The sequence below is a fragment of the Paracoccus endophyticus genome (assembly GCF_003286075.1).
GTDB lineage: Bacteria > Pseudomonadota > Alphaproteobacteria > Rhodobacterales > Rhodobacteraceae > Paracoccus > Paracoccus endophyticus.
In genome coordinates this window covers 254,742-279,556 of sequence record NZ_QLUV01000002.1, presented here as the reverse complement: position 1 = coordinate 279,556, position 24,815 = coordinate 254,742, and the positions used below count along the sequence as shown (strand labels likewise).

The window sequence follows — 24,815 nt, the reverse complement described above, 5'->3', positions numbered from 1 at the left end:
GAGCAACCGTTCCCGGCCTCCCCGTCCCGTCTGGCGTCCCCGCCGTTCGGTGAAGCGGTATCTAGGGGGAGAGAGAAAAAGGAGCAAGAGGGAAAAACGGCCCGACAGAAAAAATCATGCAACCGCCTGCTTTAACTGGCGTTTTCTCTGTCTGCGCGCAGCCGCCGTTATGGGGTCGCAGGGACCGTCGCGGCTGTCATGGACGAATCTAGCCCGGATTCGCGACGACTCGGTGACGAATCTGCCCCGGCACAGCGGATCATGCCCTCTTCGGGCGCCGAAACGACAAGGGGCGCGGCAATGCCGCGCCCCCGTGCAGTCGATGATGAAAAAATCAGCGCTTCGAGAACTGGAAGGACCGGCGCGCCTTGGCCTTGCCGTATTTCTTCCGCTCGACGACCCGTGGGTCGCGGGTCAGGAAGCCCGCGGCCTTGAGCGGCGCGCGCAGTCCCGGCTCGAACAGCTGCAGCGCCTTCGAGATGCCGTGCTTGACCGCGCCCGCCTGGCCCGACAGCCCGCCCCCGGCCACCGTGGCATAGACGTCGAACTGGTTGGCCACGCCGGCCACGTCGAACGGCTGGCGCAGAATCATCTGCAGCACGGGCCGCGCGAAATAGACGGCGATGTCCTTGCCGTTGACGATGACCTTGCCGGAGCCCGGCTTGACCCAGACACGGGCGACCGCGTCCTTGCGCTTGCCAGTGGCATAGGCGCGGCCCAGCGCATCGCGCTGCGGCTCGCGGACCACTGCGGTCTGCAGCCCGCGCTGCTCGTCGCCGGTCGAACCCTGCACGCCACCCGCGCTGGCGGTCACGGCGTCCTTCAGCTGGTCGAGGGATTTGATGTCTTCGGCCATGATCAGGCGCTCCGGGTGTTCTTGGGGTTCATCGACTTCACGTCCAGCACGTCGGGCTGCTGCGCCTCGTGCGGATGCTGGTCGCCGGCATAGACGCGCAGGTTGGTCATCTGCTGCTTGCCCAGCTTGGTGCGGCTGATCATACGCTCGACGGCCTTGATCACCACGCGTTCGGGGTGGGCGCCTTCCAGCACCTGGCGGGCGGTGCGGTGCTTGATGCCGCCCGGATAGCCGGTGTGCCAGTAGTATTTCTTGTCGTCGCGCTTGTCGCCGGTCATCTGGATCTTGTCGGCGTTGATGACGATGACGTTGTCACCCATGTCCATGTGCGGGGTGAAGGTCGGCTTGTGCTTGCCGCGCAGGCGGGTGGCGACGATCACGGCGAGGCGGCCCAGCACGACGCCCTCGGCGTCGATCAGGATCCACTTCTTTTCGATATCCGCCGGTTTCGCGGTATAGGTCTTCATTGAACGTCCCTTTCGGGGGTGTGAAATCGGATGCCGGTCTATCGCCGATCGGTCCGCACGGGTCAAGGGCAGGGAAACCGAATTTCCCCATTCATCCCAGCAGTTTACAATAATGGTAATATAATACCGGAACGCAAGCCGGTCACTGCTCAGCGTTTTGGCGGTATCGCATAGGTCAGCGAGGCCCGGGCGACCACCTCCTCCGCGCCCTCGGACCGGATCAGCACGTCGCCCACCGCCAGCGTGCGGCCCAGCTTGAGCAGCCGGCACTCGCCCGTCATCGCCCGCCCCGCCGCCGGCTTGCGCATGAAGTCGATGCTGGCGCCCGTTGTCACCGACAGCGCGACCGGCCCGATCCGCGACAGCAGCGCCGCATACATCGCCAGATCCGCCAGTTCGAACATCGTCGGCCCCGACACCGTGCCGCCGGGGCGCAGATGCCGGTGCTGGACATCCAGCCGCATCGTGACCCCCGTCTCGTCCACCCGCATGAGGCGATAGCCCGACACCTGCGGAAATTCGGCGGCGATGAATGCCTCCAGCGCCCCTGCATCCATGACGATCATGCTTTCCACTCCTTGCCGCCGCGGCCTAGACTTGGGCCGGCAGAACGGAGAGATGCAAGATGGACGGTCTTTTGCGGCGCGAAAACGAAGGCGCGGTGGCGCGGCTGGTGATGACCAGCCCCGGCAACTTCAACGCCCTGTCGCGCGAGATGATTGCGGCCCTGCGCGCAACCCTCGACGACATCGCGGGCGACGCCTCGGTCCGCGCCGTCGTCATCGCGGGCGAGGGGCGCGCGTTCTGCGCGGGGCACGACCTGCGCCAGATGCAGGCCGCGCGGTCCGACCCGGACGGGGGGCGGGCCGCCTATCAGGCGCTGTTTGACGATTGCGCCGCGCTGATGCAGGCGCTTCCCGCCCTGCCCCAGCCTGTGATCGCCCAAGTCCACGGCATCGCCACGGCCGCCGGCTGCCAGATGGTCGCGGCCTGCGACATGGCGGTCGCGGCCCATGGGACGCGCTTTGGCGTCAACGGCGTGAACATCGGCCTGTTCTGCACGACGCCGATGGTCGCGCTGACCCGCGCGGTCCCGCCCAAGGCGGCCTTCGAAATGCTGACCACGGGCGAGTTCATCGACGCCGACCGCGCCCGCGAGCTGGGGCTGGTGAACCGGGTCGTCCCGCCGGACGAGCTGGCGGACGCGGCGATGGCGCTGGCGCAGACGGTCGCGTCCAAGCTGCCGGCAGCCGTGCGGCTGGGCAAGCGGGCGTTCCATGCCCAGCGCGGCCTGGCGCTGGCCGACGCCTATGCGGCGGCGGGGCCGGTGATGTGCGACAACATGATGCTGCCCGACACGGACGAGGGGATCGCCGCATTCCTCGACAAGCGCCCGCCCGCCTGGCCGGGCTGACCGGCGCTCAGCCGATCGCACCCAGCGCCGGAAAGGCCTCGAGCAGCCAATAGCTGATCGCCGACAGCCAGCCCGTCAGCAGCATGACGCCCACGGCGATCAGCAGGATGCCCGACACCCGCTCGATCAGGCCCATGTGCCGCTTGATGCGGTTCATCAGGCCCATGGCCCGCTCGATGAAGATCGCGGCCAGCAGGAACGGGATTCCCAAGCCCAGCGCATACACCCCCAGCAGTCCGGTCCCCCGGCCGGGGTCGGTGGCGGCCAGCGTCAGGATCATGCTCAGCTGCGGGCCGATGCAGGGCGTCCAGCCGAACGCGAAGGCCAGCCCGAGCAGATAGGCGCCCAACGCGGACCCGCCCTTGTCGCCGGTGTCCAGCCGCGCCTCGCGCTCCAGCAGCGGGATGCGGAAGACATGCAGGAAATGCAGGCCCAGCAGGATGACAAAGACGCCCGAAACCTTGACCAGCAGCGGCTGGTACTGCAGGAACGCCCGCCCGAACGCCGATGCGGCATACCCCATCAGCAGGAACACCGTGGACAGCCCCAGCACAAAGAACAGCGCCGGCAGCACCGCGCTGCGTTCCCGCGTGGTCAGCCCGCTGACCTTCACCCCCGTCATATAGGCCAGGTACGGCGGCACGATCGGCAGCACGCAGGGCGACAGGAAGGAGAGGATGCCTGCCAGCAGCGCGACCAGCGCGGCAGGCAGGAAGGCGGCAGAGGCGATTTCGATCCCAAGCATGGCGGCACCCTGTCAAAAAGCGACGGGCCGGGAAACCCCGGCCCGCGCGTCATGCTGTCACGGCTGCGTCAGTCAGCCGCCAAAGGACCACCATCCGCGCCGCTTGGGTGCCTCTGCCTGATCGGCCGCGGCCTCGGCCTCGGCAGCCTCGGGCTGCGTTGCGGGCGCGGACGGCTCGGCCCCTGCGTCCGCAGGCGGCGTCATGTCGCCCGCCGGGGCCTCGGGCTGCGAGACGGGGGCCGACGGCTCCGCCTCTGCGTCGTTCTGGGCGGGCGGCTCCATGTCAGCCGCCGGGGCCTCGGGCTGCGACACGGGCGCCGGCTGCCCTGCCCCTGCGCCTTCAGGCGGCGTCATGTCGGCCGGCGGCGCTTCGGGTTGCGACACGGGCGGGACGTCCTCGTGGCCTGCGCGATCGGACGCGGGCGGCTCCATGTCGGTCGCCGGGGCCTCGGCCTGCGACACCGGGGCCGTCTCGGTTGTCCCGCTGGCATCCGTCGTCGCGGGCGCGTCGCTGGGCCATGGCGCGTCGCCGTCCGGGCTGTCATCGGCCGGGGCGACATCCGGCGACGAACCGTCGTCGCCCGCGCTCTTGCCCGCCAGGTCCTGCCCGGCCTCGTCGGCACGGTCCGCCCCGGCATCCGCGTGCGCGGCCCCTGCGGCGGTGTCATCGCCTGCATCAGCCGCCGCGACGGTCTCGGCCCGCGGCTTGCGCGTGCGGGTGCGGCTGCGGGTCCGGCGCGGCCTGTCCCCGGTGGCGGGCTGGCCCTCGGTGGCGGGCTGGACCTCGGCGGCCTCATCGGTCGCAGCCGCAGCGTCGGATGCAGCAACGCCGGCCGCATCGGACACGGCGTCCTCGCCCGGCTGGTCGCGGTCCGCGCTCAGGACCTCGTCGCCGCTGTCACTGCCCTCGTCGCCGCGGCCACCCCGCTTGCGGCGGCGGCGCCGGCGGCGCGAGCGGCCGTCGCCGTTTTCGTCCGCATCCGCGTCGGCCGCCTCGGACCGGGCGCCTTCCGCCCGTGCGGGCCGCTCGTCGCGCGCGGCCGCCTCGGCCTCGGGCTCCTCCTCCTCGGGCTCGTCCACAAGATCCTCGTCGTCGTCGATCTGCGCCATCAGGCCCGGATCGACCGACAGGACCGCCGACGTTCCCGCCTCGGGGACGTTGCGGGTCGCGGTGCGGAACTTCTCCAGCGCATAATCGGGCGAGATCAGCGCCGGATCGGCCTCGACCCGCACCGCCATGCCATAGCGCGCCTCGATCATGCCGATGTGCTCGCGCTTGGCGTTCATGATGAAGTTCGCGACCGCGATCGGGGCCTTGACCAGCACCTCGCGCGACCGCTTGCGCGTGCCCTCTTCCTCGATGGCGCGCAGGATGGTCAGCGCCATGCTGTCGTCGGACCGGATCAGCCCCGTGCCGTGGCAATGCGCGCAGGGCTGCGTGGTCGATTCCAGCATCCCCGGCCGCAGCCGCTGGCGGCTCATCTCCATCAGGCCAAAGCCGGAGATGCGGCCGACCTGGATGCGGGCGCGGTCGGTCTTCAGCCGCTCCTTGAAGCGTTTTTCGACAGCGGCGTTGTTCTTGCGCTCGTCCATGTCGATGAAGTCGATGACGATCAGCCCGGCCAGGTCGCGCAGGCGCAGCTGGCGCGCGATCTCGTCGGCGGCCTCGCAGTTGGTCTTGAACGCCGTGTCCTCGATCGAGCCTTCCTTGGTCGCCCGGCCCGAGTTCACGTCGATGGCGACCAGCGCCTCGGTCACGCCAATGACGATGTAGCCGCCCGATTTCAGCTGCACGGTCGGGTTGAACATCCCGGCCAGATAGCCCTCGACCTGATGGCGCGCGAACAGCGGCATCGGGTCGGTATAGCGTTTCACGTTGCGGGCATGGGACGGCATGATCATCGTCATGAAGTCCTTGGCGGTGCGATAGCCGCGCTCGCCCTCGACCAGGACCTCGTCGATGTCCTTGCTGTAGAGGTCGCGGATCGTCCGCTTGATCAGGTCGCCTTCCTCGTAGATGGGGGCAGGCGCGATGGACCTGAACGTCACCTCGCGGATCTGCTCCCACAGGCGCATCAGGTACTCATAGTCGCGCTTGATCTCGGTCCGGGTGCGCTGGCTGCCGGCGGTGCGGATGATCAGCCCCGCGCCCTGCGGCACCTCCAGCTCGGACGCGATGTCCTTCAGCTTCTTGCGGTCGACGGCGTTGGTGATCTTGCGGCTGATGCCGCCGCCGCGCGCGGTGTTGGGCATCAGCACGCAATAGCGGCCGGCCAGCGACAGATAGGTCGTCAGCGCCGCGCCCTTGTTGCCGCGTTCCTCCTTGACCACCTGGACCAGCATGATCTGGCGGACCTTGATGACCTCCTGGATCTTGTAGCGGCGGGCGCGCGGCTTCTTGGACGGGCGGATCTCCTCGGCCACGTCCTCCTCGGCGACCGATTCGATCTCGTCGTCGCGGTCGGCGGGGCTGGAGGGCTCTGCCTCGCCGTCCGCCTCGGGCGCGTCCTGCGGCGCGGGTTCGGGGCGATCAGCATCGCCCCCCTGCCCCGCGACGGTCGGGTCCACCATGTCGCCGCCCGCTGCGGCAAAGCCCGACTCGAGGGCCGCGTCCTCCTCGGACGCGTCCTCGCCGGACAGGTCGGCGATCTGCATGCCCGGAACGTCGTCCGACCGGGTGACCGCGTCACCGCCAGAGGCGCGTTCCGCGCGTTCGCCGCGCGGCCCGCGGCTGCGGGGGCCGCGCTTGTCGCGGGCGGTCTCCTCGGCCTCGGCGGCCTCGGCGGCGGCGCGCTCCTCCTCGATCAGGGCGCGGCGGTCGGCTGCGGGGATCTGATAATAATCCGGGTGGATTTCCGCGAAGGCCAGGAATCCGTGCCGGTTCCCGCCATAGTCGATGAACGCCGCCTGCAGCGACGGTTCGACCCGCGTGACCTTGGCCAGGTAGATGTTGCCTGCAAGCTGGCGCTTGTTCAGGGTCTCAAAGTCGAACTCCTCGACCTTGGTTCCGTCCACCACGACGATGCGCGTTTCCTCGGCATGGGTGGCGTCGATCAGCATTTTCTTCATGAGCATGTCTTTCACGCAGCCCGACCGGCCCGTCCGTGGACGGGGAAAGGGTCGGGGCGGCGCATGATGCGGACGCGGGCCGCGCAGCGGGGCGAGCGGCGGGCGAAACGACCGCAGGGACGGACCGGGCCATCGCCCGCCGTCCCCCTGCGTCACTGTCCGCCGCGCGATCCATCGCGTCTGTTACCTCTTGCCCCGACCCACCCGAACGGGCCATCGGGGCGGCGAATGTTCCGGCCCGCGCGCGCCAGGCGGCACGGGCCATTCTTTCCCGCGCGACACCCCGGCCCGAACGGACCCGGCACTGCGCCGCGCTGCGAAAAACTGCAGGTGCGGACAACCACGCGTTGTGGCAACCGACCGTGCCCCGACCATAGGGCCGGAAACCTCGGCAATACAATGGCAAACTGTCGGGGCCGGCCACCCGCTCCGGGCCCTGGCCCCTACAGGTAATCGCCCCGCGACAGCCCGTACTTGGCCATCTTCTCGTTCAGCGTGCGGCGCGGCAGGCACAGTTCGTCCATCACCGCGCTGATCGAGCCCTTGTGGCGCCGCATGGTGTTGTCGAGCAGCATCTTCTCGAAGCTTTCGACATATTCCTTCAGCGGCTTGCCCTCGGTCGTCGTGGCCTGCGGCGTCTCGTCCCCGTCCGCCATCAGCAGCGAGGCGATGGACCCGGTGCCGCGGCGGTTCTGCAGGACCGCGCGCTCGGCCACGTTGATCAACTGGCGCACGTTGCCCGGCCAGGGGGCCTGCAGCAGCTGCGCGGCCTCCTGCGCGGTGACCTGCGGCGGCTCGCAGCCGTATTCCTCGGCGAACTGCTCGGTCATGCGGGTGAACAGCGACAGGATGTCCTCGCCGCGCTGGCGCAGCGCGGGCACGGTGATCTTCAGCGCCGACAGGCGATAGAACAGGTCGGGACGCAGACTGTCCTCGGCCCGCCGCCCCTCGCCGCGGGCGTTCGAGATGGCGATGATCCGCGTCTCGGCCGGCGCGCCCTGGTCGGCGATGAAGGCCAGCAGCCGCGCCTGAAGGGGATCGCTCAGCGCCTCGACGTCCTCGAGGCACAGCGTGCCGCCGCGCGCCTCCTCGACCGCGGGCAGGCCGTCCTCGACCGGGCCGAACAGCCGCGCCGACAGGACCTCGTCGGTATAGGCGGCGCAGGAAATCTGCACGAAGCGCCGCGACGCCCGTGGGCCGACAGCGTGCAGCGCGTGGGCCACCAGCGTCTTGCCGGTGCCCGTCTCGCCGTCGATCAGGACATGGCCGTCGGCCTGCCCCAGGTCCAGGATGTCCTCGCGCAGGCGGTCCATCGCCGGGCTGGCGCCAACCAGCTTGGACATGACCTGCTGGCCCTCGGACAGGTCGCGGCGCAGCGCGCGGTTGTCCAGCGTGATCCGGCGGGCCTGCGTGGCCTTTTTTGCCAGCTCGGTCATGCGGTCGGGGTTGAAGGGCTTTTCCATGAAGTCCATGGCCCCCAGCCGCATCGCCTCGACCGCCATCGGCACGTCGCCGTGCCCGGTGATCATGATGACGGGCAGGCCGCTGTCCTGCCCCATCAGCCGCTTGAGGAACGCCATCCCGTCCATGCCGGGCATGCGGATGTCGGTGATGACAACGCCCGGCCAGTCCGGGCCGATGATCTTCAGCGCCTCCTCGGCGCTGGCAAAGCTCTCGGTGCGGAATCCCGACAGAGCCAGCCACTGGCTGATCGATTCGCGCATGTCCGGCTCATCGTCCACGATGGCCACAGTCATGGTCTGCGTCATCCGCCTTGTCCTTTCATCACTCGGCCGCCTGCGGATACATCCGCGCGGCCTGCGGTTCCCACAACGGCAGCTCGACGTCGAACACCGCACCCCCGGCCTCGCCGTTGTGCGCCGTCAGCCTGCCGCCGAAATCGGCCACGATGCCTGAAGAGATCGCGAGGCCCAGCCCAGTCCCCTCGCCGGGCTTCTTGGTGGTCCAGAAGGGTTCAAACAGCTTTTCCAAGTCGGTGACACCCGGCCCGTTGTCGCGCACCGACAAATGCGCGTGAGACAACTGGTCCACGACCAGTTCGATGGACGGGTCGCGCACCGACTTGGTGGCGTCCATGGCGTTGCGGATCAGGTTCACGATCACCTGCTCCAGCCGGATCCGATCGCAGAACACCAGCACGGGATCGCGCGGCAGGCTGCGCTGCAGCCGGACCCGGCGGTTGCGAAGCTGCGGCTCCATCATGGTCAGCGCGCCCGACAGGGCGACGCGCAGGTCCACCGGCTCGAACGCCTCGCCGCCCTTGCGGGCATAGGATTTCAACTGCCGGGTGATCGCCCCCATCCGGTCCAGCAGGTCGTCGATGCGGTGGAACGAGGACAGCGCCTCCTCGCCCCGGCCCCGCTCCAGCAGCAGGCGCGCCCCGGCCATATAGGTTTTCATGGCGGCCAGCGGCTGGTTCAGCTCGTGGCTGACGCCCGCCGACATCTCGCCCAGCGCCGCCAGCTTGGACGCCTGCTGCACGGTCTGCTCGGCCACGCGCAGTTCGCGCTGCATGCGCTCGCGCTCGGCGATCTCGCGCGTCAGGCGGGCGTTCAGCGCCCGCAGGTCCGCGGATTCGCGCATGTATTGCGCCGATTGCACGCGGGCGCGGCGGGACAGCACGTAAAAGCCCGCCGCCAGCAGGATGGCAAAGGCCATGATCTCCAGCGCCAGAAAGGCGTTCACCCGCTCGCGGATGGACTCGTAGGTGGTGAACAGCGTCATGCGCCAGCCGCGGAAGGGCACGCGCACCTCGGACTGCATCACCGCCTTGCCCTTGACATAGGCGTCCGCCGACCGGCTGGACCAGTCCGCCGTGACCTGGAACGCCCGCTCGATGGCCGTGGGGGCGGACCGCAGCTTCAGCGCCTCGTCAAAGGGCAGGCCGCGCCAGCGCGGCTCGGTCGTCAGGATGATCCGCCCCTCGCTGTCGCTGACCGCCACGGCATCCGAGATGCCCGCCCATGACCGCTCCAGCCGCACCAGGTCGGCCCCCACGACGATCACGCCCAGCGACCGCCCGTCCGAGACGACCGCGCGGGAATAGGTGAAGTCGAATCCCCCGGTGCTGGACGGAGAGACCGTGAATACCGTGTCGTTGGTCCGCAGCGCCTCGACATAGAACGGCGCCAGCACATGGTTCGTGCCCAGCAGCTTGCGGTCCGTGGCCCCCACGACCCGCCCCGAACTGTCCAGCAACAGGATCGAGGCCGCGCCGATGTCCTTTTGCGCCGTGATCAGGCGCGCCGAGATGGTGGCGTAATCCTTGCCCGACAGCGACCCGATCAGCGCGGGATCACGCGCCAGCAGCAGCGGCACGACCGCCGTGCGTTGCAGTTCGGACAGCAGGTTGCCCGTGTACAGCGCCAGCCGCAGCTCGGCCCGCACGCGCGTATTTTCCGAGAACCGGGCCGTCAGCCAGGCGTTGGTGTACCAGATCGCCCCCACGGCCCCGACCAGCAGCAGCACCACCGACAACCGCTGCCACAGCCGGGCGCGGCCCGCGGCAGGGGCTGCGCGGCGCGGCCGCGGGGTCGCATGGTCGTCAGGCTCGGTCATGCCGGCTCGCTGTGGAAGGGCGGAAACTGCATCGAAAAACAGGATTGGCGGCCCGACTGGGCTGCGCGCCAATCTAGGCCTGGTTGCCCCGCCGCTCAAGCGTCCAGCGCGGCAGCCGCCCGGCGGGCCGCGGCCGGGGCCGCGGGACAGGGCCGCGATGACGGGCTGGCGGGGGGCCGACCGCGGCGGAACGGGTCAGGCCGCGACGGCCGCGTCGATCAGCCCGCGGAACAGGCGCGCCCCGTCGGACCCGCCGTGAGCGGGCTCGGCGGCCCGCTCGGGGTGGGGCATCAGCCCCAGCACGCGCCGGTTCTCGGACAGCACCCCGGCGATGTCGGCCACCGATCCGTTGCAGCCGCCGCGATAGGTCAGCGCGATGCGCCCCTGCCCCTGCAGGCGGGCCAGCCCCTCGGCGTCGATCTGATAGTTGCCGTCATGGTGCGCGACCGGCAGGCTCAGCTCCTCGCCCGGTGCAAACGCGGCAAGGAAGGGGTTGTCGGCCGCCTCGATCCGCAGGTCCACGTCGCGGCACAGGAACGTCAGCCCGGCGTTGCGCATCAGCGCGCCGGGCAGCAGGCCCAGTTCGGTCAGCACCTGAAAGCCGTTGCAGATCCCCAGCACCAGCCCGCCCCGCGCCGCGTGCGCCCGGATCGCGCCCGCGACGGGCGAGCGCGCGGCAATCGCGCCGCAGCGCAGATAGTCGCCATAGGAAAACCCCCCCGGCAGCGCGACCAGGTCCGTGCCCTGCGGCAGCGCATCGTCCTTGTGCCAGACGCGGGTGACCTGCGCGCCGGCCTGGGCCAGGGCGACCGCCAGATCACGGTCGCAGTTCGATCCGGGAAAGGTGACGACGGCGGCTTTCATGGCAATGCTCCGGTCAGGGGATGGTTGGCAGATAATCCCTTGTGCCCGTCAGGAAAAGGGCCGGCGCGCGGGGTCCCGCGTCTCAGTCGTCCACCACCGACAGCAGCGCGGGCACCGCCGGGCAGGGCAGCAGCGCGTCGCGGGCGACATCCGCCAGCGTCGTGTTGTGCAGGAACACATAGACATGCGCCGACAGCGATTCCCACAGCCGGTTCGACATCGCCTGCGCCGGCGTGCCCGACTGCCCGCCCGAGGCGCCGGCGCCGACGTGCAGCGCGCTGACCGTCTCGTCCACGGCGCCCAGGATCTCGGCCGCGCGGATCTGCTCGGGCAGCCGCGCCAGCCGATAGCCGCCGCCCGGGCCGCGCACGCTGTCCACCAGCCCCGCCCGGCGCAGCCGCACGAACAGCTGCTCCAGATAGGGCAGCGAGATGTCCTGGCGCTTCGAGATGTCCGCCAGCGTGGTCAGATTGCCGGGGCTGGTCGCCAGATCGACCAGCGCGACCATGGCATAGCGTCCCTTGGTGGACAGTTTCATGGCGATTCCTCCGGGGTCGTCCCCCCTTGCCGCAGACGGGCGCGATTGACGGGGTCTTGCGCGCTGCGCTAAGCCCCGACTGCCCGTTTCTTGCGAAAATCGATCGCCCGTCCCAGATAGCCGTCTAAGGTCGCCCGCGGCCAGCGTCAAGAAACCGATCCGCCCCGTCGATCCGCCCGCCGCGGCCTGCCCGTCAAGGAGAGCCATGCCCGAACTGATTTTTCCAGGCCCCGAAGGCCGACTGGAGGGCCGTTATCACCCCCAGGCCAAGCCCGACGCCCCCATCGCCATCGTGCTGCACCCCCATCCCCAGTACGGCGGCACGATGAACAACCGCGTCGTCTATAACCTGCACTATGCGTTCCACCGCATGGGCTTTACCGTGCTGCGGTTCAACTTTCGCGGCGTCGGCCGCAGCCAGGGCGAATTCGACCAGGGGATCGGCGAGCTGTCGGACGCCGCATCCGCGCTGGACTATCTGCAGGCGATGAACCCCAACAGCAAGCACTGCTGGGTCGCGGGCTTCAGCTTCGGCGCGTGGATCGGGATGCAGCTGCTGATGCGCCGCCCCGAGATCACCGGCTTTGTCAGCGTGTCGCCCCCCGCGAACATGTATGATTTCAGCTTCCTCGCGCCCTGCCCGTCCAGCGGCCTGATCATCAACGGCACCGCCGACCGCGTGGCCCCGCCCAAGGACACCAACGCCCTGGTCGCCAAGCTGCGCGAGCAGAAGGGGATCACCGTCACCCACGAGGAGATCGAGGGCGCGGACCATTTCTTCCGCGACGATGAGCTTCACATGAAGCCGATGATCGACACCGTGCAGGCCTATGTCCGCCGCAGGCTGACCGAGACCACGCGGTGAACGGCCCCGCGGGCGGCGGTGCGGTGCCGCCGCAGGCGGACCAGTCGCCGCCGGCGGACCAGTCGCAGGCGGACGACCGGCTGGACCGCCAGATAGCGTTTCTGGTCGAGGCAGACCGCCTCAAGCATGTCCTGCGCGCCACCCCGGTCGTGGACGGCTCGCGTCCCGAAAACAGCGGCGAGCACAGCTGGCATCTTGCGCTTTATGCGATGGTGCTGGCCGACCAGGCCCCGCCCGGGGTCAGCATCGACCGCGTCATCCGCATGCTGCTGATCCACGACCTGGTCGAGATCGACGCGGGTGATGCGCCGATCCACGGGGATTACGATCCTGTCGCGCTGGCTCTGGCCGAGGAAGCCGCCGCCGACCGCATCTTCGGCCTGCTGCCCGCCGATCAGGCCACGGCGTTCCGCGCGCTGTGGGCCGAGTTCGAGGCGGTGCAGACCCCCGACGCGATCTTCGCCAAGGCCCTCGACCGCAGCCAGCCGGTCGTCCACATCCTGGAAAACGGCGGCTCGGGCTGGCGCGACTATGGGGTGCAGCGCGACGGCTTCCTGCGGCTGGTCGGCGCACGCGTCGAACGCGGGGCGCCGGCGCTGTGGCGCTGGCTGTGGGCGCGGGCGGAACAGTATTTCATGTGACGCTGCGGTCCGGCCGCGCGCCGGGCAACCCGCCGCCCCGCAGCGATTCGCAGCGCGGTCTGGATGAGGCGCCCGTTCGCCGCCGTGCTGCCGGCCGCCTTGCCCATCCGACACAAGACCCCTGTCCCGCGCCCGACGGAACCGTGACGGCACCGCTCGCCCATCATCGGCACGGCGACACCTGGTCGGTATGCCATTGCATACCGGCCTTCCCTTCGGTCGCGTTTGCCGCTATGACGCCCGCGACCGAATCCTGAACCCGAGGGGCGCCCCATGACCAAGATCAAGGTAGACAACCCCGTCGTCGAGCTTGACGGCGACGAGATGACCCGGATCATCTGGGACTTCATCAAGAAAAAGCTGATCCTGCCCTATCTGGACGTCGACCTTAAATATTACGACCTGGGCATCGAGCACCGCGATGCGACCGAGGATCAGGTCACCATCGATGCGGCAAACGCCATCAAGCAGTACGGCGTCGGCGTCAAATGCGCGACCATCACGCCGGACGAGGCGCGGGTCGAGGAATTCGGCCTCAAGAAGATGTGGAAGTCGCCCAACGGCACCATCCGCAACATCCTGGGCGGCGTGATCTTCCGCGAGCCGATCATCGCGCGCAACGTGCCGCGCCTTGTGCCCCACTGGACCCAGCCTGTGATCGTCGGCCGCCATGCCTTTGGCGACCAGTACAAGGCCACCGACTTCCGCTTTCCCGGCAAGGGCAGGCTGACGATCCGCTTCGTGGGCGACGATGGCGAGACGATCGAGCACGAGGTCTTCCAGGCTCCGTCCTCGGGCGTGGCGATGGCCATGTACAACCTGGACGATTCGATCCGCGACTTTGCCCGCGCGTCGATGAACTATGGCCTGAACCGCGGCTATCCGGTCTATCTGTCCACCAAAAACACGATCCTGAAAGCCTATGACGGGCGCTTCAAGGACCTGTTCCAGGAGGTCTATGACGCCGAGTTCGCCGACAAGTTCAAGGCCGCCGGCATCACCTATGAACACCGCCTGATCGACGACATGGTGGCGTCCAACCTGAAATGGTCGGGCGGCTATGTGTGGGCGTGCAAGAACTACGACGGCGACGTGCAGTCCGACACGGTGGCGCAGGGCTTCGGCAGCCTCGGGCTGATGACCTCGGTCCTGATGACGCCCGACGGGCAGACCGTCGAGGCCGAGGCGGCGCATGGCACCGTCACCCGCCACTATCGCGAGCATCAGAAGGGCAAGGAGACCTCGACCAACTCGATCGCGTCGATCTTTGCCTGGACGGGCGGGCTGAAGCATCGCGCCAAGCTGGACGGCAACGAGCCGCTTCAGCGCTTTGCCGAGACGCTGGAGCGGGTCACCGTGCAGGCGGTCGAGGACGGCCACATGACCAAGGACCTGGCGCTGCTGGTCGGGCCGGACCAGAAATGGCTGTCCACGATGGGCTATCTGGAAAAGGTGGACGAGTATCTGAACAGGGCGCTGGCGGTCTGACCGCTGCCGCGACCGGATCGGGGCCCCCGCTTGGGGGCCCCGTTTCGTTTCGGCCGGCACGCGGCGCCGGCCTGTCGCGGCACCGGGGCCACAGTGCCCCCTCCTCACGGAAACTTCGGTTTGCCCGCGCACTCGCCCTTGGGTAATCCGCAGAAAAATACGGATCAGGGACAACCGACGATGACCAGGACTACATTCGTTGCCATGGCGGCGCTGCTGGCGCTGGCGGCCTGTGCCGCCCCGCCGCCGCAGCTTGGGCCCGACGGGCAGCCGCTGCCCGTGGCCTATCAGATCACCGCGCGCGAGCAGGCCGAGATCCCGAACCGCCTCCTGGCGCAGGTCAACAGCCTGCGGGCCGGCTCGGCGCTGGGTCCGCTCGTCCTCAGCCCGCAGCTGATGGCGGCGGCGACGGCGCATTCCCGCGACATGGCGGCGCAGAACCGGGCGTGGCACTTCGGATCGGACGGCTCCTCGCCGCTGGATCGCGTGGGGCGGCAGGGCTATTACGGGCGCCTGATCGGAGAGAACATCTCGGAGACTTACGAGAACGAGATCTCGACGCTGGCGGCCTGGATGCAGGTCCGCGACACCCGCGACGTGATCATGGACCCGAACGCCCGCGAACTGGGCATCGGCTGGTATCAGGAACCGACCAGCAAGATCTGGTGGACGCTGCTGGTGGGCGGCTGAGGCAAGGCGCGCGGCCGAAGCGCCCCGCGCACCCTTCCGCTTGGGCGCCAGTCACAAGCGCCGCACAGGGAAAGCCCCGCCAAGGCGGGGCTTCTCGTCCGGCCTTGTCAGGCCCCTGTCAAGGATAGATCACGATCGGCACGCCCGGCCGGACCATGGCGAAGATCTCCTCGATCTCCTCGTCGGACACCGCGATGCAGCCCGCGGTCCAGTCGCGGTTGCGCTGCTTGGCCCCGTACGCGCCGCGGCCGTGGATCATGATGTCGCCGCCGGGCTGCTGGCCCAGCATCATGGCGCGGGCGTAATCCTCGGTATCGGGATAAGAGATGCCCAGCGACAGGTGATAGCGGCTGTTCGGGTTCTGGTGGCTGATGAAATACATCCCCTCGGGCGTGCGTCCGTCGCCCTCGAACAGCTTGTGGCCCTGCGGCTGATAGCCAAGCCCGATGCCATAGGATTTCAGCACCGTTCGGCCGCTGAGAAGATGCATCGTCCGCTCACCCTTGTTCACCACGATCTGGGTGACGGGTGGGCCGTCATAGCTCTTGAACTTGCTCTTGGGCGCCCCGCATGAGGCCAGCGCCACAAGCAAGGTCAGCGCCAGGATCGTGCGCACTAGTCGAATCATGTCTGCCCCATCAGTGTCCGCGATTCCGCGTTGTTTGATCTGGTGCTAACACAACCGGCGGATTCCTGCCAACGCGGGACGCGGAGCATCCTAACAATCGGAGCGGCCCTGTCGCCGGAATACCGCAGCCGTCTCGACGTGCGGGGACCAGCGGAACTGGTCGATGACGCGCAGCCGGTCCAGCAGATAGCCGCCGTCTGCCATGATGCGGGCGTCGCGCGCAAACGTCACCGGATCGCAGCTGATCCAGGCCACCACAGGCCCGCCCGCACCGGCCAGCGCCTGCGCCTGTGCCGCGGCCCCGGCGCGCGGCGGGTCGATGACAACGGCGTCGAACCGCGCCAGCTCGTCGGCCAGCAGGGGGCGGCGGGCAAGGTCGCGAACCTCGGTCGTGACCCGGCGAAGGCCGCCCGCCTCGCGCCAGGCCGCGTCCAGCGCCGCCAGCGGTGCGGCCAGCCCCTCGACCGCGTGGACCTCGGCCGCCTCGGCCAGCGGCAGGGTGAAGGTGCCGACCCCGGCGAACAGATCGGCGATGCGCGCCGCGTCCCCCACCGCCCCGCGCACGGCGGCCAACAGGGCGGCCTCGCCCTCGGCCGTTGCCTGCAGGAACGCGCCGGGCGGCGGCACCACCCGCGCGCGCGCCATCCCCAGCGCCGGTCGGCGGCGGGTCAGCGTCTCGCCGGCCCAGTCAAGCCGCGCCCAGTCCGCCGCCTCGGCCAGTTCGGCCAGCGCGGCGAACAGCGCGGGCGTCAGGGGCTTGCCGCCGGTCGCCGCCACGTCCAGCCCGGCAGGCGTGTCGGTCACCGCCAGCGACAGCTCGGCCGAGCGCGAGCCGCCCAGCGCCACCAGCCGGCGCAGATCGGGCAGCGCCGACAGGATCGCCGGCGTCACCACAAGACATTCCGTGACATCCACGACCACGTCCGACCCGCGGGCGTGAAACCCGACCAGCGCGCCCTTTTTCGTCCGCCGTCCCGACAGAACCGCCCGCCTGCGTGACCGCGCGGGCGAGGTCGCAACACCCTCGGCCGTCGCCTCGATGCCCTGCGCCCCCAGCGCGCGGACGACGACCGCGGCCTTCCACCCGGCCACGAACCCGTCGCTGGCGTGCATCAGCGAACAGCCCCCGCAGGCGCGGTAATGCGGGCACGGCGCGCGCACCCGGTCGGCCGAGGGCGTGACGATGCGCGGCGCGGCGATGCGGCCGTCCTGCACCTCGCCCTCAATGGCCTCGCCGGGCAGCACCAGCGGCGCCAGAGCACGCACGCCATTCCCCGACACCGCCACGCCGTCGCCGCGCCGGCCCAGCCGTTCCACCGTCCACAGGGTCATTCCGCGGCCTCGGCCCCCTTCTCGGCCCCCTCCTCGGCATTGTCGTCGGTGCCCAGGAACCCGCCCGACTGCCGGTTCCAATAGCGGGCGTACAGCCCGCCGCGCGCCAGCAGCTCGGCGTGCCGGCCCTGCTCGACGATGCGGCCGTCGTCCATCACGACGATGCGGTCCATCTCGGCGATGGTCGACAGCCGGTGGGCGATGGCCAGCACCGTCTTGCCCTGCATGACGCGCAGCAGCGCGTCCTGGACCAGCGCCTCGACCTCGCTGTCCAGCGCGCTCGTCGCCTCGTCCATGACAAGGATCGGGGCATCCTTCAGGAAGGCGCGGGCCAGGGCGATGCGCTGGCGCTGCCCGCCCGACAGCTTAACCCCGCGCTCGCCCAGATGCGCGTCATAGCCGGTGCGCCCGGCAAAGTCGCGCAGGTTCAGGATGAACTCATGCGCCTCGGCGGCCTGTGCCGCGGCGATCATCTCGGCCTCGGTCGCGTCGGGGCGGCCGTACAGGATATTGTCGCGCGCGCTGCGGTTGAACATCGCGGTTTCCTGCGTGACCGTGCCGATGTTGCGCCGCAGGCTTTCCTGGGTCACGGCGCGCACGTCATGGCCATCGACCCGCACGGCGCCCTTTTCCACGTCGTAAAGCCGCAGCAGCAGCGCCACCAGCGTCGACTTGCCGGCCCCCGAGGCCCCGACGATGCCGATCCGCTCGCCGGGCGCGACCGTCAGGGACAGGCCCTCGATCCCGCCCGCGCCACGGCCATAGGCAAAGCCCACGCGGTCAAAGGCGATCTCTCCGCGGACGCGGCCCAGCGACAGGGCACCCGGCGCGTCGGTCAGGGCATGGGGGGGCGACAGCGTGGCCATGCCGTCCTCGACCTCGCCGATCGACCCCCAGATCGACATCAGCGCCATGCTGACCCAGCCGGTCATCTGCGCCAGCCGCAGCGCGATGGCGCCCGACGCGGCGACGTCGCCGGTGGTCGCCGCGCCGCGGCTCCACATCAGGATCGCGCCGCCGACCAGGATGACCGGCAGGATGCCGGCGACCAGCGTCAGCGACAGGCGGAACCAGGTGTTCAGCCGCCCGAAATCCAGCGCGCGGTCGCGGAACGTCTCCATCGCGCCCAGGGCGGCGCTGTCCTCGTGCGCGGCGCTGGCGAACAGCTTGACGGTCTTGATGTTGGTGATCGTGTCCACGACCTGCCCCGACACCATGGCGCGGGCGGACGCGCGCCCCGCCGACAGCAGCCGCACCCGCGGCAGGAAGAACCGGATCAGCGCGACATAGGCGGCGAGCCACACCAGCAGCGCCAGCGCCCCCCAGCCATCGACCGAGGCGAGATAGACCGCCGACCCCAGCACGGCGGACAGGGCGAAGGCGGCGGTGTTGACCATCTCGGACGCGACATCGGTGACGGCGCGCGCGGTCTGCATCTGCTTTTGCGCGATGCGGCCGGCGAAGTCGTTGTCAAAGAACGTGACGGCCTGCCCCAGCGTCCAGCGGTGCAGCCGCGACAGCACCAGGGGCAGGACGTTCGGCCCGATGATGACGTTGGCCGTGGCGGTGGACAGGCCCATGATCGCGGGCCGCACGATCAGGAAGAACGCGACGAAGGCCGCGATCAGCGCGCCATGCCCCGCCAGGTCGCCCCCCTGCGCCACTGCGTCCACCACCGCCCCCAGCAGCATGGCCGAGGCGACCTCGGCCGCGCCCGACAGGGCCGAGGTCAGCGCCGCGATCGACAGCCCGCCCCACGCGCCCGACAGGCACCAGCGAAAGAACGCCAGCAGCGTGCGGGGCGGCGGCCCCTCGGCGGGGCGGAACGCGTCGATCATGCGGGCAAACAGCGCGTGCATCAGTCGTCCGCCGCCAGCAGGGCGATGTCGATCAGGGCGGGCGCAGGCATCGCAAAGCCGCTGTCGATCCACGCCGCCTCGGCGGCGCGCAGGCCGCGGCCCACGGCGGGACCGTGCAGCGCGGGCATCAGGTCGGCCGCCGTGATCGGCAGGCGCTGGCCCGCGGCATGGTCGATCCGGTCGCGCCAGTCCGCGCGCAGGGCCTCGCCCCGCGCGGCGCGCAGCAGCGCAAGCTGGGCCGCCCGCCCGGCGCCCAGCCGATACGCCGCCTCGGCCAGCGGGCCGCCAAAGCGCAGCTCGTCCTGGACCCGCGCCTCGGTCCGCGACAGCCGCAGGGCCGAGGCATCGCCCCCCAGCGCGGCCAGCCGCAACGGCCAGCGCAGCCCCCTGGCCGTGCCACCTGGGGGCTCGGGAAGCCTCCCCGGCTCGGCCGCGACCAGCGCCGCCAGCCGCGCGGGATCGGCACCGGGCAGCACCTGCTCCAGCACGGCGGCCTCGGCCATCAGGGCCACGGCCGGGGCGGGATCGGGCGCGTCCAGCAGCTTGCAAAGCTCGGCCGTCACCCGCTCGCGCGAGATGCGGGCCAGCCCGCCGGCGTGCCGGGCGCAGGCGTCCAGCGCGGACGGGTCGGCGGCGCCGGGCTGTCCGTACCAGGCGTGAAAGCGGAAGAAGCGCAGGATGCGCAGATAATCCTCGGTGATGCGGGCGTCGGCGTCGCCGACAAAGCGCAGCCGGCGCGCGGCCAGGTCGTCCAGCCCGCCGACCGGATCGATCACCCGTCCCTGCGCGTCGGCGTAAAGCGCGTTGATGGTGAAATCGCGGCGCGCGGCGTCGTCCTCGATCCGGTCCGAGAACGCCACCACGGCGCGGCGGCCGTCGGTCGCCACGTCCCGGCGAAACGTCGTGACCTCGAACCCCCGCCCGCCCGCGACGACGGTGATGGTCCCATGATCGATCCCGGTCGGAACCGGGCGCAGCCCGGCGGCACGGGCCAGCGCGACCACGCGGTCGGGGCGCGCGTCGGTGGCGATGTCGATGTCGTCCACGGGCGCGCCGATCAGCCCGTTGCGCACCGCGCCGCCGACGATCAGCGCCCGGTGCGGGGCCAGCGCCGCCAACACCCGGCGCAGCGCCGGATCGGCGGTGATCGCGGCAGGCAGGCGGTCGGGCAGCGGGCTTGCGGGCGGACCGGGGCGAGAATCGGCCCCGTGTGGGGCCACCGCATCGGCCACGGGATCAGGCGCGGCCGTCATGCCGTCAGCCTGCGGGCCAGCGCGAACAGCACCCGCGCCGTGGCCCCCCAGATGTAATAGGGCCCATAGGGCGCGACGTGATAGGACCGCCAGTCGCCGCGCCAGCGCCGGCGTTCCAGCCGGTACCGGGCGGGATCGACGACATGGGCAAAGGGCACGGTGAACACCTCGTCCACCTCGCCCGCCTCGGGGACGGCGGCGAAGGGGCCGCGCACAAGGGCCACGACGGGCGTCATCGCGAATCCCGTCACCGTGCGGTGCGGGGGCAGCGTGCCCAGCACCTCGACGCGGGCGGGGTCCAGCCCCACCTCCTCCTGCGCCTCGCGCAGGGCGGCGGCGGTCTCGTCGGCGTCGCCCGGATCGACCTTGCCGCCGGGCAGCGCGATCTGGCCGGGGTGGTGGCGCAGCCCGCTGGCGCGCTTGGTCAGGATCAGGTCGCCCCCCGGCAGGAAGGCGACCAGCACCCCGGCCGGGCGCGCGTCCAGGTCCGCGGGCGCACGGCCGTTCAGGTCGAAATCCGACGTGGGCAACGTGGGCACATCCAGCGCCGCCACCAGCCGCGCCCGCAGCCCGTGATCACCGTCCCGCAGGGCGGTCTGCGGGACGGCAGGACGGGGGGCGGCGGCCCCAGTCACTCTGCGGCCTTTTCCAGCGGCCGGCCGTCCGCGTCCAGCGTGGCCTCGAACCCCAGGCTTGCGGGGTCGAAGTCATAGTGCGCGCCGCAGAACTGGCAATCCGCCGTCACCCGCCCCTCGGGGGTGGTCATGTGGGCGATGTCCTTGGCCGAATAGATCGACAGCGTGCCCCGCACGCGGTCGGCCGAGCAGGAACAGCCGAACTCGACCCGCTGGGGATCGAAGACGCGCGGCGTCTCCTCGTGAAACAGCCGCAGCAGCAGGTCGGTCGGTGCGACCGAGGGGCCGACCAGCTCCAGCGTCTCGACCGTGTCGAGCAGGTGGTTGGCGCGGTTCCAGTTCTCGGACTCGGCGCCCTGCAGGATGTCGGCGGCCGCGATCAGCCCGCCCTCGCCGCTGCCGCCCTCGGACCCCGCCGCCATGGGCTGGGCGGGAAGGGTCTGCAGCATGATCCCGCCCGCGCGCCACTGTTCCGCCCGCCCCGACAGGATCGACCGGCCCTGCGCCAGGGCAAAGCGCGTGGGCAGCTGTTCGGACTGGGCGAAATAGGTCTGCGCGCAATCCGACAGCGACATGCCTGCCAGCGGCGTGATCCCCTGATAGGGCAGGCTGCCCGCCCCCTGGTCGATCAGGATGGCGAAGTATCCCTCGCCGATCTGCTGGAACGGCGGGCGGCGGTCCAGCCGCTCGGGATCAAAGCTGGCCCAGGCGCGCACGCGCGCAGGACCGCCCTCGTTCGCAGGCGCGAAGAAGTCCGCCGCCAGCGTGCGGATCGCGCCGTTGCCGCGCACCTGCAACGACAGCTTCCACCGCAGCTTGACGGTGGGCCCGATCAGCGCCGTCAGCAGCGCCAGTTCCGCCACGGCCGCCGCGACCGGCTCGGGATAGTCGTGGCGCGACAGGATGTGATCCAGCACGCCGTCCAGACGGACGACGCGCCCGCGCACCCCCGAACGGTCGAGCTGGAACGGCAGGACGGTATCGTCCCACGCGATCTGGTTGATATCGGTCATCTTGGCCTTTCGGAAATCAGGGTGCGCGCCCGCAGGCGCCGCGTCGGCGTTCAATATAGAGCGTGGGGCGCAAAACCCAAACCGTGCCGGGCGGACGGCCTCAGATCCAGCCGCCCAGGTTGTCGGCCACCAGATCGGTCAGCACCGCGATATGCGCGTCGTCGTCGTTCAGGCAGGGCACATAGGTGAACGACTGCCCGCCCGCATGTTCGAACGCCTCGCGGATCTCGCCGTTGATCTCCTCCAGCGTCTCGATGCAGTCGGTGGCGAACGCGGGCGAGATCACCGCGATGTCGGTGATGCCGCGCCGCGCGAGGTCCGCCACATGCTCGACCGTATAGGGCTTCAGCCATTCCTCGGACCCGAACACCGACTGGAACGACGTGTCGATGGCGTCCGCGTCCCAGCCCAGCCGCTCGCGCAGCAGGCGCGAGGTCTTCTGGCACTGGCAGTGATAGGGGTCGCCCTGCATCAGATAGCGCCTGGGCATCCCGTGATAGCTGGCGACCAGCTTCTGCGGCCGCCGGCCGGCCAGCGTGCGCTCGACCGACTGCGCCAGCGCGTCGATATAGTCGGGCCGGTCGAAATAGGCCGCGACCGTGCGGACCGCGGGCTGCCACTTCTGCTTCATCAGGGCGCGGAACAACTCGTCGTTGGCCGTGGCCGTCGTCGCACCCGCGTATTGCGGATAAAGCGGCAGGAACACGATCCGGTCGCACCCGGCGCGCACCATCCGGTCCAGCACCGACCGGGTCGAGGGGTTGCCGTAGCGCATGCAGAACTCGACCATGACCCCTTCGCCCCAGCGGGCCCGGCAGGCGTCGCGCAGCTTGGCGACCTGCTGCTTGGTCAGGGTCATCAGCGGGCTTTCGTTCGCCTCGTGGTTCCAGATCGACTTGTAGTTCGCGCCCGAGGTGAAGGGCCGCTTGGTCAGGATGATCCCCTGCAGCAGCGGCTGCCACTTCCAGTCGGGGATGTCGATCACCCGCTTGTCGGACAGGAACTCGTTCAGATAGCGCCGCATCGAGCGGTAATCATAGCCGTCCGGCGTGCCGAGGTTGGCGACCAGCACGCCGACCCTGGGGCGGGGCAGCGCGGGGTGGCCCTGGGGCGCATGGGCGGGAACGGCGGCGGGGTCGGCGGGGCGGTGTGCGGTCATGGCGTCCTCGGGCTGAGCGCCGCGGCCAGCGACATCGTGGCCGAACCGGGGCGCAATGGCTTGGGCTGGCTGTCCGCCGGCGCCCAGCCGGTCAGGAACACCAGGTCGAAACCGACGCGGATGCGCCCCGGTTCCTGCGGGTCGGGGGCGATCTCGTCCAGGATCGCGGCCGCGCGCAGCAGCACCGCGCGGCGGGTGGGATGGCGCAGGCGGCGGGCCAGGGCATTGCCCTCGCCCATCGCCCGCAGGTCGCGCGCCAGCGGCAGCAGCCCGGCATAGCTGACGTTCTGGGTGAACTGGTCGGCCACCGGCAGCGCCAGCCCGGCCCGCGCCAACAGCGCGCCCAGATCGCGGATTTCGCCGAATGGCACGACGCGGGGCGACAGCCCGCCCGTGACCTCGATTTCCGCCTGCGCCAGCGCGTCGCGCAGGGGCGCCAGCGTGCGCCCGCCGGGCAGCACGGCGATGAACAGCCCGTCGGGCACCAGCGCACGCGCCGCCTGCGCGATCTGGCCCACGGGATCGTCGGCCCAGTGCAGCGCCAGCGCGTGGATCACAAGATCATGCGCGCCCGCCGCCAGGTCCAGCACCGGATCGTCGGCCACGATCCGCGCGTCCGGGAACGCCGCAGCCCACGGGCCGGGCAGGCCGGTGACCACGGCGGGCGCCGTAAACCGTCTGTTAACCTCTGCGAGCCTATCCTGGACCTCGGCCAGCACCAGCTGGTGCAGCCAGTCCTGCGCCCCGGCGCGGGCCGCGCGGGCGCGATTGCGCGCAAGCGCCGTCCGGTCGGCCAGCCGCGGGGCGCCGGCGCCGGGTGCGACGGGATGGGGGCCGGGAGGGGGCGGGGCGGACTGGGGCGGGACATGATCGGACATGGGCTTGATACTTAGGGGGTTGGCCGCCGCGATGAAAGGCGCGCTGGGGGCAGTATTTCCGCCCCAGTGCCTGTCCTGCGGCGAGGGCGTGGCCGCCGACGGCGCGCTGTGCCCGGCCTGCTGGCGCGAGGCCGAGTTCATCGGCGCCAGCGCCTGCGCCCGCTGCGGCGTGCCCGTCCCGGGCGACGCGCCGCAGTCCGAGGACGAGGCCGCGGCGCTGGTCTGCGACGACTGTCTGATGCGCGACCGGCCGTGGCGGCACGGGCGAGCGGCGCTGGTCTATGGCGGCACCGGGCGCGCGCTGGTGCTGGCGCTCAAGCACGGGGACCGGCCGGACCTTGCGCCACCGCTGGGGCGCTGGCTGGCGGCGGCGGCCGCGCCGTTGGTGCGGCCGGGGATGCTGGTCGTGCCCGTGCCGCTGCACCCCCGCCGGATGCTGCGGCGCAAGTACAACCAAGCCGCCCTGCTGGCCGCGCAGGTCGCGCGTACCCACGGTCTGACGCATCGCCCTGCCCTGCTGCAGCGCACCCGCCACACCGAGATGCAGGATCACCGCGGGGTCGCCGACAGGTTCGCCAACGTGGCCGGCGCGCTGCGCGTGGCCCCGCGCCACACGGCGGCCGTCCTGGGCCGCGCGGTCCTGCTGGTCGATGACGTGATGGCCTCGGGCGCCACCGCCGCCGCCGCGGCCGAGGCGCTGATCGCGGCGGGCAGCGGGCCGGTCAGCGTGGCGGTGCTGGCCCGCGCGCAGCGCAAGGACAGGCCGTCAGCCGGGGACGACCCGGAATGACCCCCGACCCCACGAGGGCGCGGGATGGCGCGAGCGGCAGGCAGGCGGGGGC

At 70.6% G+C, this 24,815-nt stretch carries 23 protein-coding genes; 6 read left to right on the top strand and 17 right to left on the bottom strand.

The window, feature by feature from the left end; all coding sequences use genetic code 11:
- Window positions 1-334: 334 nt before the first annotated feature.
- The 3 genes from rpsI to DPQ23_RS04915 form a co-directional block, all read right to left on the bottom strand.
- Window positions 335-856, bottom strand: coding sequence for a 30S ribosomal protein S9 (gene rpsI, locus DPQ23_RS04925; RefSeq protein ID WP_112873557.1), 522 nt, complete (start codon window positions 854-856; stop codon window positions 335-337).
- 2 nt (window positions 857-858) lie between these two features.
- Window positions 859-1,323 (bottom strand): 50S ribosomal protein L13, encoded by a 465-nt coding sequence (rplM, locus tag DPQ23_RS04920; RefSeq protein ID WP_112873556.1) that lies wholly within the window; start codon window positions 1,321-1,323, stop codon window positions 859-861.
- Window positions 1,324-1,472: 149 nt separating this feature from the next.
- The gene (locus DPQ23_RS04915; protein ID WP_112873555.1) at window positions 1,473-1,889 is read right to left on the bottom strand and encodes a PaaI family thioesterase; all 417 of its coding nucleotides are present in this window, start codon (window positions 1,887-1,889) and stop codon (window positions 1,473-1,475) included.
- 59 nt (window positions 1,890-1,948) lie between these two features.
- Here DPQ23_RS04915 and DPQ23_RS04910 point away from each other — a divergent pair, with 59 nt between their 5' ends.
- The gene (locus tag DPQ23_RS04910; protein ID WP_112873554.1) at window positions 1,949-2,737 is read left to right on the top strand and encodes an enoyl-CoA hydratase; all 789 of its coding nucleotides are present in this window, start codon (window positions 1,949-1,951) and stop codon (window positions 2,735-2,737) included.
- 7 nt (window positions 2,738-2,744) lie between these two features.
- Here the strand turns inward: DPQ23_RS04910 and DPQ23_RS04905 are convergent, their stop codons facing one another.
- From DPQ23_RS04905 to iscR, 6 genes are all read right to left on the bottom strand, one after another.
- Window positions 2,745-3,482, bottom strand: coding sequence for a cytochrome c biogenesis CcdA family protein (locus DPQ23_RS04905; protein ID WP_112873553.1), 738 nt, complete (start codon window positions 3,480-3,482; stop codon window positions 2,745-2,747).
- Window positions 3,483-3,554: 72 nt separating this feature from the next.
- Window positions 3,555-6,557 carry a ribonuclease E/G gene (locus tag DPQ23_RS04900; protein ID WP_240602418.1) on the bottom strand — a complete coding sequence of 1,001 codons (3,003 nt, stop codon included), beginning with the start codon at window positions 6,555-6,557 and terminating at the stop codon, window positions 3,555-3,557.
- Between the two features lie 437 nt (window positions 6,558-6,994).
- On the bottom strand, window positions 6,995-8,320 hold the full coding sequence (locus tag DPQ23_RS04895; protein WP_112873552.1) for a sigma-54-dependent transcriptional regulator: 1,326 nt from the start codon (window positions 8,318-8,320) through the stop codon (window positions 6,995-6,997).
- A 16-nt stretch (window positions 8,321-8,336) separates the two neighbouring features.
- A complete protein-coding gene (locus tag DPQ23_RS04890) occupies window positions 8,337-10,130 on the bottom strand; it encodes a sensor histidine kinase (RefSeq protein ID WP_112873551.1) in 1,794 nt (597 codons plus the stop codon).
- Between the two features lie 195 nt (window positions 10,131-10,325).
- Entirely contained in the window at window positions 10,326-10,994 is a 669-nt protein-coding gene (gene purQ, locus DPQ23_RS04885; RefSeq protein ID WP_112873550.1) for a phosphoribosylformylglycinamidine synthase subunit PurQ, read from the bottom strand.
- 82 nt (window positions 10,995-11,076) lie between these two features.
- Window positions 11,077-11,532: a Fe-S cluster assembly transcriptional regulator IscR gene (gene iscR, locus DPQ23_RS04880; protein WP_112873549.1), complete on the bottom strand. Its 456-nt coding sequence runs from the start codon at window positions 11,530-11,532 to the stop codon at window positions 11,077-11,079.
- 205 nt (window positions 11,533-11,737) lie between these two features.
- On the opposite strand from iscR, the gene DPQ23_RS04875 reads away from it, so the two are divergent.
- The 4 genes from DPQ23_RS04875 (at window position 11,738) to dalA (ending at window position 15,216) form a co-directional block, all read left to right on the top strand.
- Window positions 11,738-12,397, top strand: coding sequence for an alpha/beta hydrolase (locus DPQ23_RS04875; protein WP_112873548.1), 660 nt, complete (start codon window positions 11,738-11,740; stop codon window positions 12,395-12,397).
- A 23-nt stretch (window positions 12,398-12,420) separates the two neighbouring features.
- Window positions 12,421-13,038 carry an HD domain-containing protein gene (locus DPQ23_RS04870; RefSeq protein WP_112873593.1) on the top strand — a complete coding sequence of 206 codons (618 nt, stop codon included), beginning with the start codon at window positions 12,421-12,423 and terminating at the stop codon, window positions 13,036-13,038.
- Window positions 13,039-13,311: 273 nt separating this feature from the next.
- Entirely contained in the window at window positions 13,312-14,526 is a 1,215-nt protein-coding gene (locus DPQ23_RS04865) for an NADP-dependent isocitrate dehydrogenase (RefSeq protein WP_112873547.1), read from the top strand.
- A gap of 180 nt (window positions 14,527-14,706) precedes the next feature.
- Window positions 14,707-15,216, top strand: a complete 510-nt coding sequence (gene dalA / locus DPQ23_RS04860) for a divisome-associated lipoprotein DalA (RefSeq protein WP_112873546.1) — start codon at window positions 14,707-14,709, stop codon at window positions 15,214-15,216.
- Window positions 15,217-15,334: 118 nt separating this feature from the next.
- Here the strand turns inward: dalA and DPQ23_RS04855 are convergent, their stop codons facing one another.
- The 8 genes from DPQ23_RS04855 to DPQ23_RS04820 all read right to left on the bottom strand — a co-directional run bounded on the left by DPQ23_RS04855 (window position 15,335) and on the right by DPQ23_RS04820 (window position 23,973).
- Entirely contained in the window at window positions 15,335-15,844 is a 510-nt protein-coding gene (locus DPQ23_RS04855) for a L,D-transpeptidase family protein (RefSeq protein ID WP_112873545.1), read from the bottom strand.
- Between the two features lie 90 nt (window positions 15,845-15,934).
- Window positions 15,935-17,176: a class I SAM-dependent RNA methyltransferase gene (locus DPQ23_RS04850; protein ID WP_112873544.1), complete on the bottom strand. Its 1,242-nt coding sequence runs from the start codon at window positions 17,174-17,176 to the stop codon at window positions 15,935-15,937.
- Window positions 17,173-19,035 carry an ABC transporter ATP-binding protein gene (locus DPQ23_RS04845; RefSeq protein WP_112873543.1) on the bottom strand — a complete coding sequence of 621 codons (1,863 nt, stop codon included), beginning with the start codon at window positions 19,033-19,035 and terminating at the stop codon, window positions 17,173-17,175. Before DPQ23_RS04845 ends, DPQ23_RS04850 begins: the two co-directional genes overlap by 4 nt.
- A complete protein-coding gene (locus tag DPQ23_RS04840) occupies window positions 19,035-20,288 on the bottom strand; it encodes a CCA tRNA nucleotidyltransferase (protein ID WP_112873542.1) in 1,254 nt (417 codons plus the stop codon). The genes DPQ23_RS04845 and DPQ23_RS04840 overlap by 1 nt, the downstream gene beginning before the upstream one ends.
- Window positions 20,285-20,857: a CoA pyrophosphatase gene (locus DPQ23_RS04835; protein WP_112873592.1), complete on the bottom strand. Its 573-nt coding sequence runs from the start codon at window positions 20,855-20,857 to the stop codon at window positions 20,285-20,287. The genes DPQ23_RS04840 and DPQ23_RS04835 overlap by 4 nt, the downstream gene beginning before the upstream one ends.
- A 62-nt stretch (window positions 20,858-20,919) precedes the next feature.
- A complete protein-coding gene (hslO, locus tag DPQ23_RS04830) occupies window positions 20,920-21,936 on the bottom strand; it encodes an Hsp33 family molecular chaperone HslO (RefSeq protein WP_112873541.1) in 1,017 nt (338 codons plus the stop codon).
- 100 nt (window positions 21,937-22,036) lie between these two features.
- On the bottom strand, window positions 22,037-23,095 hold the full coding sequence (gene hemH, locus DPQ23_RS04825) for a ferrochelatase (RefSeq protein WP_112873540.1): 1,059 nt from the start codon (window positions 23,093-23,095) through the stop codon (window positions 22,037-22,039).
- On the bottom strand, window positions 23,092-23,973 hold the full coding sequence (locus DPQ23_RS04820) for a class I SAM-dependent methyltransferase (protein WP_240602416.1): 882 nt from the start codon (window positions 23,971-23,973) through the stop codon (window positions 23,092-23,094). Before DPQ23_RS04820 ends, hemH begins: the two co-directional genes overlap by 4 nt.
- Between DPQ23_RS04820 and DPQ23_RS04815 the strand changes: the two genes are divergently transcribed.
- Entirely contained in the window at window positions 23,972-24,763 is a 792-nt protein-coding gene (locus tag DPQ23_RS04815; RefSeq protein ID WP_240602414.1) for a double zinc ribbon domain-containing protein, read from the top strand. The genes DPQ23_RS04820 and DPQ23_RS04815 overlap by 2 nt on opposite strands.
- Window positions 24,764-24,815 lie beyond the last annotated feature (52 nt).